This window comes from Streptomyces sp. NPDC101132 (genome assembly GCF_044759225.1).
In the GTDB taxonomy this organism is placed as follows: Bacteria; Actinomycetota; Actinomycetes; order Streptomycetales; family Streptomycetaceae; genus Streptomyces.
Genome location: NZ_JBIVYX010000003.1, coordinates 580742 through 592761, shown reverse-complemented (window position 1 = coordinate 592761; position 12020 = coordinate 580742). Strand labels below are relative to the sequence as shown.

Genomic DNA, 12020 nt, shown 5'->3' with positions numbered 1-12020 from the left:
GCCTCTCAGTCGAGGATGAAGCTCTCCAGGTACGCGGGGTTGGCGCGGTCGAGCATCGACTGCGACCGGGCGCGGATCTGCCGGTCGCTGTGCTCGCTGGCCGGGAGCATCCAGAAGCGGTCGGCGCGGATGCCGTCGACGACGTGCTCGGCGACCTCCTCGACCGGGGTGAAGTGGACCTCGTGGCCGGCCGCGCGCATGGCGGCCTCGTACTGGTCGAGGCTGCGGTACGGGGTCTTGCGCGGGCGCTGCTTCGCGTACCGCTCGGGGCGGTTGCGGTGGGACTCCCACAGGCCGGTGCGCAGCATGTGGGGTCCGGGGAAGAGGACGGAGGCCCCGATGCCCGCGCCCTCGGCCTTGAGGTGGGCGTACAGCGACTCGGTCATGGTCACGACGGCGGCCTTCGTGACGGCGTAGACGGAGGCGGTGGGCAGCGGGGCGATGCCGCCGTCACCGGAGGAGGTGTTGACGACGTGCCCGGGGGCGCCGCCGGCCAGCATGCGCGGGACGAAGGCCTGGATGCCGTGGAAGACGCCCCAGACGTTGACGGAGAAGGCCCACTTCCAGTCGTTGGGCTCGTGCTCCCACATGCGGCCCTCGGCGCCGGAGCCGACGCCGGCGTTGTTGCACAGGACGTGGACGGCGCCGAAGGTCTCGTACGCGGCGTCGGCGAGCGAGACGACGGAGTCGCGGTCGCTGACGTCGACCACGTTGGCGAGCACCTCCGCGCCGTCGGCGGCGAGTTCGCCGGCGGCCTTGGCGAGCGCGCCCTCCTCGACGTCTCCGAGGACGACCCGGAGGCCCTCGGCGGCGAAGCGGCGGGCCATGGCGAGTCCGATGCCGCCGGCGGCGCCGGTGACGACGGCGGTCTGGCCTGCTTCGAGGCGCATGTCACACGCTCCCTTCCGCACTTCCCGGAGGGGGTGCGTCGAATGCCTGCTGCGGGTCGTCGTAGCGCTGGTGGAGGTACGGCAGGAGGGCCTGGGCGCTGACCCGCTCGACGACGCGGCCCTGCTGGTCGGTGGTCTTCTCGCCGATGGTGATCTCGACGAGGCGGCGGACCGGGAGGTCGGCGACGGGGTCGTACATCGACTCGCGGAGCACCACGTCACCGGTGACGCTCTCCAGCCTGCGGACCTTCTCGTTGCGCGTGCAGTGCACGAGCACGGGGTCGGCGTCGAAGCCGGAGCCGTCGACGGCGGGCAGGAACTTGAAGTAGAAGTCGGTCTTCCGGACCGGCTCGGGGAGCGGCAGGGCGCCGCCGACGGCACCGCGCACCTCCACGAAGGCGATGCCGTGCCGGGCGAGTGAGGCGCGTACGACGAGGCCGTCGCGCTCGACGGTGACCTCGCCCAGCTTCTTCGGCTCGCCGAACACCTCGCGGCCGCCGGTCAGCGCGCGCTCGTGGGTCATCGGCATCACCAGCGGGTACCAGCCGTCGACGCCTCCGTGCCGGGCGGCGACGGCCACCGATCCGGCGCCGAGGGGGTAGCCGGGGAGGTCGACCTTGCTGATGTTGGCCCGCACCAGGGGGCGCTCGGCCGGCTTGAGGGGCGGCGGCAGGACGGCCGCCACCACGTCGGGGTCGGTCTCCCAGACGGCCACCACGCCGGTGGACCAGATGTCGGGGAGCTGGGAACTCTTGGCGCGTGACGCGGCGATCTCGGCCTCGGTGCGCGCTCCGTACCGTACGCGTGCCATGGGTGTACCACCCCTTCGTCGTCGGTTCTGTAACACAGTTACACCGGCACCGATGAAGGGTAAAGACCGCTGCACGCACCAAAACTGACGCTCCGCCAGATCCGGCCGCCGTCGCGGGCCGGAGCCACCGGGAGGCACGATGGCCAGAAGCTCGCTGACCCGCGACGAGGTCCTGGAGGCCGCCGCCGCGCTGGTCAAACAGCACGGTCCGGCCGCCCTGACGATGCGCAAGCTGGCCGCGGAACTGGGCACGGCCGTCACGTCGATCTACTGGCACGTCGGCAACCGCGAGTCGCTGCTCGACGCCCTGGTCGCACGCACGGTCCAGGACATGGGCGCCATCTCCCCCACCGGCCGCACCCCCGCCGAGCGCGTGGTCTCGGTGGCCCGGCGGCTGCGCCGCGAGCTGCGCGCGCGGCCCCACCTGATCGCGATGGTCCACGAACGCGGCCTGACGGAGCGGATGTTCCTGCCGGCCCAGCAGGCCCTGGTGCACGAGGTGCGGGCGGCCGGTCTGCACGGCACCCGCGCCGCGGACGCCGTACGGGCCATCCAGTTCCAGGTCGTCGGCTTCGTGCTGGTGGAGCGCAACCGCGAGCGGTCCCCGGTCCAGTCCCCCGCCGAGACCGACCTGTGGGAACCGGGCGCCCTCCCCGGCGACCCTGCCCTCTCCCGCGCCCTGTCCCGCCCGCCCGACCCCGAACGCCTCTTCCTCCTCTCGGTCGGAGCCCTGGCGACGGCCCTGCTCGGCCCGCCGTCCCGGTGAGCGCCGGGGGCTCGTCGCGGAACCCGGCTGCCTGATGCGGGCAGCGGGGTGTCGGTGGGGGCCCGTATCCTCTGTGACCATGCTCGACGACCGTACGACCGCAGAGACGACGTGGCCGGCCGCGTACCCGCAGGGGTACGCGGTCGTCGACGTGGAGACCACCGGGCTCGCTCGCGACGACCGGATAGTGTCCGCCGCCGTCTACCGGCTCGACGCGCAGGGCAACGTGGAGGACCACTGGTACACGCTGGTCAATCCCGAGCGGGACCCGGGACCGGTGTGGATCCACGGACTCACCAGTGAGGTGCTGGAGGGCGCGCCGCTCTTCCGGGACATCGCCGAGGAGTTCGCCGAGCGGCTGGCCGACCGCGTGCTCGTCGCGCACAACGCCATGTTCGACTGGCAGATGATCGCCCGCGAGTACGCGCGGGCCGCCGGGGCGGCACCGGTGCGGCAGCGGCTGTGCACCATCGCCCTGTCGAAGGAGCTGCGGCTGCCGCTGCCCAACCACAAGCTGGAGTCGCTGGCCGCCCACTTCGGCGTCGTCCAGCAGCGCGCGCACCACGCGCTGGACGACGCCCGGGTGCTGGCCGAGGCGTTCCGGCCGTCGCTGCACGCGGCCGCCCGGGACGGCGTGCGCCTGCCGCTGCTGGAGTGCCGGCCGCTGACGGAGTGGTCGGACACCCCGGTCACCCCCCGCATCGGCCACCAGGCCTCCTACCGGTCCGTCAGCTGGCGGCCCTCGCGCAAGCGGCCGCCGTGCCCGCACCCGAACCCGGGGCGGTACGAAGACGGCAAACCGCTCAAGCAGGGCATGCGCATCGCCTTCTCGGGTGACACCTCGGTGGACCGGGACCTGCTGGAGGACCGGACCGCCGAGGCCGGACTGCACGTGGCGACGAGTGTGTCGCGGCTCACCAGCCTGCTGGTGACGAACGACCCCGACTCGGCCACCTCCAAGATCCTCAAGGCCAGGTCCTTCGGCACGCCCGTCGTCGACGAGGCCGCCTACACCCAGCTGCTGCGGGACGTGGCTCCGGCAGACGGGTGACGGTCGGACGACTCGCCGCCGCGCGCCGGGCGGCCGCGACCCGCGGGTCCCACCCTGTGGCGCATGGCACGTTGTGAGGTCTGCGGAAACGATTACGGCATGTCCTTCGAGGTGCACGCGCAGGGCGCCGTGCACGTCTTCGACTGCTTCTCCTGCGCCATCCACCGCATGGCGCCCATCTGCGAGCACTGCCGGGTCCAGATCATCGGGCAGGGCGTCGAGGTCGAGGGCCACTGGTACTGCGGCGGGCACTGCGCCCGCGCGGAGGGGAAGGTGGGCATCGTCGACCACGTGTGACGGTCCCGGGCCGCCGCACGGGCACCCGATCGCGACCCCGGAGGACGGTCTCCCGCCCCACCGCCCAGCAGGTGTGGGTGGGGGCCGCTCGCCGGGGTCTTCCGCGCTCCGGGTACCGTCGGTGGCGTGTACCGCTTTGTACTGACCCGGCAGTGGGTGTGCCTCACCCTCCTCGCCCTCCTCCTCGTCCCGGTGATGATCGAGCTGGGCTTCTGGCAGTTCCACCGCCACGAGAACCGGGTCGCGCAGAACGGGCTGATCGCGCGGAACCTCGCCGCGCCGCCCGTTCCGGTCACCTCCCTCACCTCCCCCGGCCACACCGTGCCGCGCGCCGACCTCTGGCGCCGGGTCACCGCCACCGGCACGTACGACACCGCGCACGAGGTCGTCGTACGCCGCCGCACCTCCTCCGACGACCGGCTCGGCGTCCACGTGCTCACGCCCCTGGTCCTGACGGACGGCCGGGTGCTGCTCGTCAACCGCGGCTGGGTGCCGGCCGCGGACGACCAGCGGGCCTACCCGGCCGTACCGCCCGCCCCCCGGGGGCAGGTGACCGTGACCGGGCGGCTCAAGGCGGACGAGACCACCGGCGCCAGCGGCATCAAGGACCTCAAGGGCCTGCCCGACCGCCAGGTCATGCTCATCAACAGCGCCCAGCAGTCCGCGCTGCTGCACGAGCCGGTGCTCGGCGGGTACGTCGAACTCACCGACCCGGTGCCGGCCGCCGGCGGACCCGAGCCCATCGGGGAGCCGGACCACGACTCCATCGGCCCGCACATGGCCTACGCCGTGCAGTGGTGGCTGTTCACGGCGGGCGTGCCGCTGGGCTGGGTGATCCTGGTACGGCGTGAGAAGCGGGACCGCGAGCAGGCGGCGGCAGCTGCGGCCGGTGCCGGTGCGTCAGGTGCCGACCCGTCCGGCGGTGACCCGTCCGGTGGCGCGGAGCAGCCCGCCCCGGCGTGACGCCCGTCCGGCGTCCCCGGGTCACCCCCGTCCGGCGTCCCCGGTTCACCCCCGTCCGGCGTCCCGGGCGCCCGCGCCGCTCCCTTCGCGGAGGCGGACACGGCAGGATGGGGCCATGGATCTTGGACTGAAGGACCGTGTGTACGTCGTCACCGGGGCCTCGCGCGGCCTCGGCCTGGCCACCGCCCGCGAGCTGGTCGCGGAGGGCGCGAAGGTGGTCGTCACCGGGCGTGACGCCGAGGGGGTCGCGCAGGCCGCCGCCGGTCTCGGCGCGGACGTGGCCCTCGGCGTCGCGGCCGACAACGCCGACCCGGCCGCCGCCGGGCGCCTGATCGCCGCCGCCCGCGAGCGGTTCGGCCGCTTCGACGGGGTGCTCGTCAGCGTCGGCGGCCCGGCGCCGGGCTTCTCCGCCGACAACACCGACGAACAGTGGACGGCGGCCTTCGAGTCCGTCTTCCTCGGCGCGGTGCGCCTGGCCCGCGCGGCCGCCGCCGAGCTGGAGAAGGGCGGGGTCATCGGCTTCGTGCTGTCGTCCTCGGTGTACGAGCCGATCCCCGGGCTCGCCATCTCCAACGGCCTGCGCCCCGGGCTCGCCGGGTTCGCCAAGTCGCTGGCCGCCGACCTGGGGCCGCGCGGCATCCGGGTGGTGGGCCTGCTGCCCGGGCGGATCTCCACCGACCGGATGCGGGCGCTGGACGAGCTGTCCGGCGACGCCGAGGCCAGCCGCGCCCGGAACGAGGCCGGCATCCCGCTGCGCCGCTACGGCACCCCGGAGGAGTTCGGCCGTACGGCCGCCTTCCTGCTGTCCCCCGCCGCCTCGTACGTGACCGGCGTCATGCTGCCGGTGGACGGCGGAGCCCTGCGCGGCTTCTGACGGGGCGACCGGACACCGCGCCCGGCCGGTCAGGTGACGCGTCGGGCGTGGTGGGACTCCGCGTCGAAGCGGGCCTCCGCGGGCAGCTCCGCGAGGCCCGTCGCCTCGCGCGCGTGGGCGAGGGCCTGGTCGGCCAGCACGTCCAGGGCGTCCGCCGGCACGGCGTGCGGGGCGAGCAGCACCCGTACCCGCGCCGAGGGCGCGCTGCGCCGGCCGTGCAGGGTGACATGCGACCGTGCCACGCCGTCCACCGCGGCCAGTTCCGCCGACACCACCCGCTCCATGGCCTTCCCCCGCAGCAGGGCGAAGGCCCCGTCGCCGGTGTCGACCAGCAGCGCCGCCAGCCGGGACCGGCGCAGCTGGGACAGGAACCACCACAGGGCGAGCAGGACGCACAGCGCCAGTCCGCCCAGCACCGCCCACCACCACCAGCCCTCGGCCTGGTACCGCTCCCGCTCCGCCTGGCTCAGCACGACGTCGGCGCGGCCGGACCAGGGCCACAGCCCGCCCAGCAGCGCCGCGCCGAGGGCCACCAGGAGCAGGCCCAGCAGCCCGAGCACGATCCGGTTGACCACCCCGAGCCGCCGCATCCGCTCACCTCTTCCCCGCGGGACGGGTGACCCGTACGTGCAGCCGGGGGGCGTGCGCCAGCCCGAGCTCGGCCATGCCGACGGCCAGTACGTGGTCCAGGTCCTCGCGTACGTCGTCCAGTTCGCGGAAGTGCGAGGCGGCGCGCACCGTGACCCGCTTCCGGCCCACCGCCACCCGCGCCGACTGCACCCCGGACACCTCCATGGCCCGGTCCCGCAGCACCAGGGACGCGGCCTTGCGGGTGAGCCCGGCACGCACCCCCGGCAGCGAACGCATCGGCAGCAGGCGGCGCAGCCCCGGGGTGAGGGCCAGGACCAGCAGCAGCACGCCGGCCGCGACCAGCACCGCGGCGCCCGCCGTCACGGCCGTATCGTCGAGGGTGTGCCGCTCCAGGAAGTCGGCGAGGGAGTGCCGCCACTCCATGCCGGGGCGGTCGGCGCGTACCGCGGCCACGTCGTAGAGGAGGAGGGCGGACCCGCCGAGCAGGACCAGCGCGGTGAGGGCAGCCGGGATCCGGCGGGCGGACCAGAACCGCCGGGCGCGGGCCGGGGCCGGGGCCGCGGCGTCCTCCGCCGTCTCCGGCCCGCCGAGGGTCGGGACCGGGCCGGTCACCGGAGCCCGGCCCGCGGTGACGGCTGGGTGTGGACGGAGTGCAGGTGCTCGACGTCGATGTCCACCTCGGGCACGGCCATGCCGGCGAGCTCCTCGACGCGGGCGGCGACGTGCCGGCGTACGGCGGCGCACTGGGCACCGAGGTCGCCGGGGTACGGCAGTTCCAGGCTGATCCGTACGCGTGCGATGTCGTGGTGCACGGTGACGGTCGCGTGCGGTGCCGTGCCGACGCGCGCCGCCCTGGGCAGCGCCTCGCGCGCGGCCTGGGCGGCGATCTTGGCGACGACGCGGTCGGCGATCCGGGTGGACCCGCGCTCGGCGACCGGGACGGCGGCGGTGCGGGAGGGCCGGGGTGCGGGCGTGGACGTGGTCACCCCGTCACCTGCGCCGGTCGTCGCGGGGGCGGAAGAAGTCGCCCGGTTCCAGGTCCCCGTCGAGGAACCGGCCCAGTACGAAGCCGACGGCGCCCAGCGCCGCCACCAGCAGGAAGGCACCGAAGCCGCCGAAGTACCCGGCGAACCCCAGCCCCATCCCGGCCAACAGGCCGACCACGGCCATGCTCATCGCGAGAGCTCCTCTCGGCGGGTCACGCTCTTCGGCGGACGGCGTTCCGGCGGGTCAGGCCCGCCGCGATGTCGGTGCGCTACTGGAGCCGGGACTCCGGCTCCTCGTCTTCCTCGTCGGGCAGCTTGACGTCGGTGACGGCGATGTTGACCTCGACGACCTCCAGGCCGGTCATCCGCTCCACCGACGAGATGACGTTCTCACGGACGGCCCGGGCCACGTCCCTGATCGACACGCCGTAGTCGACGACGATCTCCAGGTCGAGCGCGGTCTGCACCTCGCCGACCTCGGCCTTGACGCCGCGCGAGACGGATTTCGCCGCCCCGGGGACGCGGTCCCGTACGGCGCCGAAGGTGCGGGACATCCCGCTGCCCATGGCGTGGACGCCGACCACCTCGCGGGCCGCCAGTCCGGCGATCTTCTCGACCACGCCGTCGGCGATGGTGGTGCGCCCGCGGCTGCCGGGCTCGGGGAGGCGCTTGCCCGTGTCGCTTTCGGTCATCGCGATCCCTCCTGGGTGTTCGGGGCTCCACCCACCGTAAGCGCGGTTGCCCGGACGCGCCTCGCGAAAACCTCGGACGGCCGCGAACGCGCGCGTGCCGGCGGACCGGCGGTGCGGTCCGCCGGCACGCGCGGCGGTGGTACGGGCGTCCGGCCCCGGACGCCCGTACGGCGGCCGGGACCGGGTCCGGGGTCAGTCCGAGAGGCCCGCCAGGTCGCGCAGGCGGCGGGCCTGTGCGGCACGCTCGGCGGCGCGCTGGTCCTCGTACGAGCGCGCGACGGCACCCCGCAGCAGGTTCTTGGTCTCGATCACCGCGTCCCGCGGGGCGGCGAGCAGCGCGGCGGCGAGGTCCTGGACCGCGGCGCCGAGCTCCTCCCCGGGGACGACCAGGTTGGCGAGGCCGATCCGCTCGGCCTCCTCCGCCTGGACGAAGCGGCCGGTGGCGCAGATCTCCAGGGCGCGGGCGTAGCCCACCAGGGAGACCAGCGGGTGCGTGCCGGTCAGGTCCGGCACGAGGCCCAGACTCGTCTCGCGCATGGCGAACTGCACGTCATCGGCGACGACGCGCAGATCGCAGGCGAGGGCCAGCTGGAAGCCCGCGCCGACGGCATGCCCCTGTACGGCGGCGATGGTGATGATGTCGTTCCGACGCCACCAGGTGAAAGCCTCCTGGTACTCGGCGATGGTCGCGTCGAGGCGCTCGTCCGAGCCCCGGGCCAGGTCGAGGAAGGACGGCTCTCCCTCGAAGCCCTCGGGCGTGAACCCCTGCCGGTCGAGTCCGGCGGAGAAGGACTTGCCCTCACCGCTCAGGACGACGACCCGCACGGTACCCGGCAGCAGCCGTCCGGCCTCCGTCAACGCCCGCCAGAGCGCGGGGGACTGAGCGTTTCGCTTGGCCGGATTGGTCAGTGTCACCGTGGCGACCGTGTCTTCGACGGTAAGCCGTACGCCGTCCTTGTCGAGCAGAGCCATCAGCGCCTCCGGGAGAGCAGCCACACGTATAAGTGACTGCACAGTAACCACCCAGCCGACCGTGGGGGCGGCCGGGGGTCACCGAAGGTCGTGACGGCGGGTTGTGATCCGCGGCTGGTCGCGGCCCGGTCAGGCCGTGGCAGCCTTCTTGCCGCGCGTGGCGCCACCGCGACCGCGCAGCGTGACTCCGGACTCGCTGAGCATCCGGTGGACGAAGCCGTAGGAACGGCCGGTCTCCTCGGCCAGCGCCCGGATGCTCGCACCGGAGTCGTACTTCTTCTTCAGGTCTGCCGCGAGCTTGTCGCGCGCGGCGCCGGTCACCCGGCTGCCCTTCTTCAGAGTCTCGGCCACCCGTGCCTCCTCATGGGAAGTGCGCTCTGGACTTCTCATGATCACCCCTCGTGGCCTTCCTGGCCACCCATTCGACAAGGTCCGTCGGGGGGCTTTTTCCGCGGGTGCTGCGGCCGTCACGAGCGGAATCAACTGCTCCGGATCTTTGACGGCCCTGACCTGGTGATTCTTTTCCCCGCCGGGAGGCGGGGAGCGACGCCGTGCACGCAGAGGTACCAGACGGTCTCACTCAGATGATGGATCACGCATGAGCCGAATGATCCAGAACGCTCTGGATCATTCGGCAGGGAGGCGGCACCGGCCGCAGCCGGGACCCGGGCGCCGGGACCCGGGGCCGCCGCCGGGACTCAGGCGAGGGCGACCAGGTCCTTGTAGTCCGGACCCCACAGGTCCTCGACGCCGTCCGGCAGCAGGATGATCCGCTCCGGCTCCAGGGCGTCCACGGCGCCCTCGTCGTGCGTGACGAGGATGACGGCGCCCTTGTACGTGCGCAGCGCGCCGAGGATCTCCTCGCGGCTGGCCGGGTCGAGGTTGTTGGTGGGCTCGTCGAGCAGCAGCACGTTGGCGGAGGAGACCACCAGCGTGGCCAGGGCCAGCCGGGTCTTCTCGCCGCCGGAGAGCACGCCGGCCGGCTTGTCCACGTCGTCGCCGGAGAACAGGAACGAGCCCAGCACCTTGCGGACCTCGACGAGGTCGAGGTCCGGCGCGGAGGAGCGCATGTTCTCCAGGACGCTCCGCTCGGGGTCGAGGGTCTCGTGCTCCTGGGCGTAGTACCCGAGCTTCAGGCCGTGACCGGGGGTGACCTGGCCGGTGTCCGGCTCCTCGACGCCCCCGAGGAGGCGCAGCAGCGTGGTCTTGCCGGCGCCGTTGAGGCCGAGGATGACGACGCGGGAGCCCTTGTCGATGGCCAGGTCGACGTCGGTGAAGATCTCCAGGGAGCCGTAGGACTTCGACAGGCCCTCGGCCGTCAGCGGGGTCTTGCCGCAGGGCGCCGGCTCGGGGAAGCGCAGCTTGGCGACCTTGTCGGAGACGCGTACGGCGTCCAGGCCGGCGAGCAGGCGGTCGGCGCGCTTGGCCATGTTCTGGGCGGCCACGGTCTTGGTGGCCTTGGCACGCATCTTGTCGGCCTGGGCGTTGAGGGCCGCGGCCTTCTTCTCGGCGTTCTGGCGCTCCCGCTTGCGGCGCTTCTCGTCGGCCTCGCGCTGCTGCTGGTAGAGCTTCCAGCCCATGTTGTAGACGTCGATCACCGAGCGGTTGGCGTCAAGGTAGAAGACCTTGTTGACCACCGTCTCGACCAGCTCGACGTCGTGGGAGATCACGATGAAGCCGCCGCGGTAGGTCTTGAGGTAGTCCCGCAGCCAGGTGATCGAGTCGGCGTCGAGGTGGTTGGTCGGCTCGTCGAGGAGCAGGGTGTCGGCGTCCGAGAACAGGATCCGGGCCAGCTCCACGCGGCGGCGCTGACCGCCGGAGAGCGTGTGCAGCGGCTGGCCGAGCACCCGGTCGGGCAGGCCGAGGGCGGCCGAGATGGTGGCGGCCTCGGACTCGGCCGCGTACCCGCCCTTGGTGAGGAACTCGGTCTCCTGGCGCTCGTACTGCTTGAGGGCCTTGTCTCGGGTGGCGCCGGTGCCGTTGGCGATGCGGTCCTCGTTGGCGCGCATCTTCTTGAGCAGCACGTCGAGGCCGCGCGCGGACAGGATCCGGTCGCGGGCGAGGACGTCGAGGTCGCCGGTGCGCGGGTCCTGCGGGAGGTAGCCGACCTCGCCGGAGCGGGAGATGGTGCCGCCGGCGGGCTGGCCCTCGCCGGCCAGGCACTTGGTGAGGGTGGTCTTGCCGGCTCCGTTGCGGCCGACCAGGCCGATGCGGTCGCCCTTGGCGACGCGGAACGAGGCGTTCTCGATGAGGATGCGGGCGCCGGCGCGCAGCTCGATGCCGGAAGCGGTGATCACGGAAATACTCCAGTGCGGACGGGACGGAAGGGGGCGGGAGCGAGCTTCGACGCCGCTAATCCGCGAGGAGATTTGCCATGGGGTTAAGTCTAACGGCGGTGCGCAACTGCTTTTCGGGGCTGTGAGTGGCCTCACGCGGGCGCTCGTTGCCGAGCGGGCGGCGGGTCGGGCTGACGCGGCCCAGCGCATCGACGGCGACCAGGCCCTCGGTCCAGGGGCGGGCCGGGTCCCGGCAGGGGCGCGGGACGAGCAGGACCCGGCCGAGACGCAGCAGGCCGCGGGGCCGGAAGGCGCAGTCGGCGGGGGCGGGGAAGGTCCACCGCAGGTCGCCGTCGTCGGTGCGGTACGCGGTGACGCGGCCGGGCGTGACCACGGCCAGCATCCGCGTGCCGGGGTCGAGGGCCCACAGGGCGCCCTCGGCGGCTCCGGGCACGACCCGGTGCCAGCGGACCGCCCCGCGCGGGTCGGTGTCGGTGACCATGCCGTCGTCCCAGAGGGCGAGGGCGTGGCCCGGGGCGGCGAGGACGGCCACCGGGGTCCTGGCCTCGCGCCGGTACGTCCACAGGGGGGTGCGGCCGGGCCCGGGCCCGTAGGCGCGTACGGCCGGGCCCTCGATGCGCAGCACGGGCGCCCCCGCCGCGGCGGCCGGGGCGGGGTGCCGGGTGAGCCGGTCCCCGTAGGGGGTGGCGCCGGAGCGGTGGACGGCACCGGCGACGGGGAGCGCGAGCAGGAGCGCGAGGAGCGCGGGGAACGCGGCCCTGGCGCCTCGGGGAAGGGCGGACACGGGCGCCGAGCCTAGTGGCGCCGGCGGGGCCGGGGCGCGCCCCGGC

General features: G+C 73.8%; 16 protein-coding genes. 5 read left to right on the top strand and 11 right to left on the bottom strand.

Annotation, left to right across the window (positions count from 1 at the left end):
* Positions 1 to 5 precede the first annotated feature (5 nt).
* Both ACIQUR_RS10260 and ACIQUR_RS10255 read right to left on the bottom strand, forming a co-directional pair.
* The gene (locus tag ACIQUR_RS10260; RefSeq protein WP_403661283.1) at positions 6 to 890 is read right to left on the bottom strand and encodes an SDR family NAD(P)-dependent oxidoreductase; all 885 of its coding nucleotides are present in this window, start codon (positions 888 to 890) and stop codon (positions 6 to 8) included.
* Position 891: 1 nt separating this feature from the next.
* Positions 892 to 1701: an acetoacetate decarboxylase family protein gene (locus tag ACIQUR_RS10255; RefSeq protein ID WP_403661280.1), complete on the bottom strand. Its 810-nt coding sequence runs from the start codon at positions 1699 to 1701 to the stop codon at positions 892 to 894.
* Positions 1702 to 1840: 139 nt separating this feature from the next.
* On the opposite strand from ACIQUR_RS10255, the gene ACIQUR_RS10250 reads away from it, so the two are divergent.
* The 5 genes from ACIQUR_RS10250 (at position 1841) to ACIQUR_RS10230 (ending at position 5652) form a co-directional block, all read left to right on the top strand.
* A complete protein-coding gene (locus tag ACIQUR_RS10250; RefSeq protein WP_403661277.1) occupies positions 1841 to 2467 on the top strand; it encodes a TetR/AcrR family transcriptional regulator in 627 nt (208 codons plus the stop codon).
* 73 nt (positions 2468 to 2540) lie between these two features.
* Complete coding sequence (locus ACIQUR_RS10245) at positions 2541 to 3518, top strand: DEDDh family exonuclease (protein WP_403661274.1); 978 nt, start codon at positions 2541 to 2543, stop codon at positions 3516 to 3518.
* Positions 3519 to 3581: 63 nt separating this feature from the next.
* Entirely contained in the window at positions 3582 to 3815 is a 234-nt protein-coding gene (locus ACIQUR_RS10240; RefSeq protein WP_399940366.1) for a hypothetical protein, read from the top strand.
* Between the two features lie 126 nt (positions 3816 to 3941).
* Entirely contained in the window at positions 3942 to 4778 is an 837-nt protein-coding gene (locus ACIQUR_RS10235; RefSeq protein ID WP_403661271.1) for an SURF1 family protein, read from the top strand.
* Between the two features lie 115 nt (positions 4779 to 4893).
* The gene (locus tag ACIQUR_RS10230; RefSeq protein ID WP_403661268.1) at positions 4894 to 5652 is read left to right on the top strand and encodes an SDR family oxidoreductase; all 759 of its coding nucleotides are present in this window, start codon (positions 4894 to 4896) and stop codon (positions 5650 to 5652) included.
* A 29-nt stretch (positions 5653 to 5681) separates the two neighbouring features.
* Here the strand turns inward: ACIQUR_RS10230 and amaP are convergent, their stop codons facing one another.
* The 9 genes from amaP to ACIQUR_RS10185 form a co-directional block, all read right to left on the bottom strand.
* Entirely contained in the window at positions 5682 to 6242 is a 561-nt protein-coding gene (gene amaP / locus ACIQUR_RS10225; RefSeq protein ID WP_403661265.1) for an alkaline shock response membrane anchor protein AmaP, read from the bottom strand.
* Between the two features lie 4 nt (positions 6243 to 6246).
* On the bottom strand, positions 6247 to 6855 hold the full coding sequence (locus tag ACIQUR_RS10220; protein ID WP_403661262.1) for a DUF6286 domain-containing protein: 609 nt from the start codon (positions 6853 to 6855) through the stop codon (positions 6247 to 6249).
* Positions 6852 to 7229 carry an Asp23/Gls24 family envelope stress response protein gene (locus tag ACIQUR_RS10215; protein ID WP_403661259.1) on the bottom strand — a complete coding sequence of 126 codons (378 nt, stop codon included), beginning with the start codon at positions 7227 to 7229 and terminating at the stop codon, positions 6852 to 6854. The genes ACIQUR_RS10220 and ACIQUR_RS10215 overlap by 4 nt, the downstream gene beginning before the upstream one ends.
* Before the next feature lie 4 nt (positions 7230 to 7233).
* Positions 7234 to 7419 (bottom strand): hypothetical protein, encoded by a 186-nt coding sequence (locus ACIQUR_RS10210; RefSeq protein WP_399940348.1) that lies wholly within the window; start codon positions 7417 to 7419, stop codon positions 7234 to 7236.
* A 79-nt stretch (positions 7420 to 7498) separates the two neighbouring features.
* Positions 7499 to 7921 carry an Asp23/Gls24 family envelope stress response protein gene (locus ACIQUR_RS10205; protein ID WP_399940345.1) on the bottom strand — a complete coding sequence of 141 codons (423 nt, stop codon included), beginning with the start codon at positions 7919 to 7921 and terminating at the stop codon, positions 7499 to 7501.
* A 192-nt stretch (positions 7922 to 8113) separates the two neighbouring features.
* The gene (locus ACIQUR_RS10200) at positions 8114 to 8893 is read right to left on the bottom strand and encodes an enoyl-CoA hydratase/isomerase family protein (protein ID WP_403661472.1); all 780 of its coding nucleotides are present in this window, start codon (positions 8891 to 8893) and stop codon (positions 8114 to 8116) included.
* A 129-nt stretch (positions 8894 to 9022) separates the two neighbouring features.
* Positions 9023 to 9244 carry a helix-turn-helix domain-containing protein gene (locus ACIQUR_RS10195; RefSeq protein WP_018518904.1) on the bottom strand — a complete coding sequence of 74 codons (222 nt, stop codon included), beginning with the start codon at positions 9242 to 9244 and terminating at the stop codon, positions 9023 to 9025.
* Positions 9245 to 9591: 347 nt separating this feature from the next.
* Positions 9592 to 11190, bottom strand: coding sequence for an ABC-F family ATP-binding cassette domain-containing protein (locus ACIQUR_RS10190; RefSeq protein ID WP_403661254.1), 1599 nt, complete (start codon positions 11188 to 11190; stop codon positions 9592 to 9594).
* Between the two features lie 55 nt (positions 11191 to 11245).
* Positions 11246 to 11974: a hypothetical protein gene (locus ACIQUR_RS10185; protein ID WP_403661251.1), complete on the bottom strand. Its 729-nt coding sequence runs from the start codon at positions 11972 to 11974 to the stop codon at positions 11246 to 11248.
* Positions 11975 to 12020: the final 46 nt, after the last annotated feature.

Bases quoted from the DNA above. Each gene is read 5' to 3' on its own strand.
- ACIQUR_RS10260 (WP_403661283.1), bottom strand. From the start codon at position 890: ATGCGCCTCGAAGCAGGCCAGACCGCCGTCGTCACCGGCGCCGCCGGC.
- ACIQUR_RS10255 (WP_403661280.1), bottom strand. From the start codon at position 1,701: ATGGCACGCGTACGGTACGGAGCGCGCACCGAGGCCGAGATCGCCGCG.
- ACIQUR_RS10250 (WP_403661277.1), top strand. From the start codon at position 1,841: ATGGCCAGAAGCTCGCTGACCCGCGACGAGGTCCTGGAGGCCGCCGCC.
- ACIQUR_RS10240 (WP_399940366.1), top strand. From the start codon at position 3,582: ATGGCACGTTGTGAGGTCTGCGGAAACGATTACGGCATGTCCTTCGAG.
- ACIQUR_RS10230 (WP_403661268.1), top strand. From the start codon at position 4,894: ATGGATCTTGGACTGAAGGACCGTGTGTACGTCGTCACCGGGGCCTCG.
- amaP (WP_403661265.1), bottom strand. From the start codon at position 6,242: ATGCGGCGGCTCGGGGTGGTCAACCGGATCGTGCTCGGGCTGCTGGGC.
- ACIQUR_RS10210 (WP_399940348.1), bottom strand. From the start codon at position 7,419: ATGAGCATGGCCGTGGTCGGCCTGTTGGCCGGGATGGGGCTGGGGTTC.
- ACIQUR_RS10205 (WP_399940345.1), bottom strand. From the start codon at position 7,921: ATGACCGAAAGCGACACGGGCAAGCGCCTCCCCGAGCCCGGCAGCCGC.
- ACIQUR_RS10200 (WP_403661472.1), bottom strand. From the start codon at position 8,893: ATGGCTCTGCTCGACAAGGACGGCGTACGGCTTACCGTCGAAGACACG.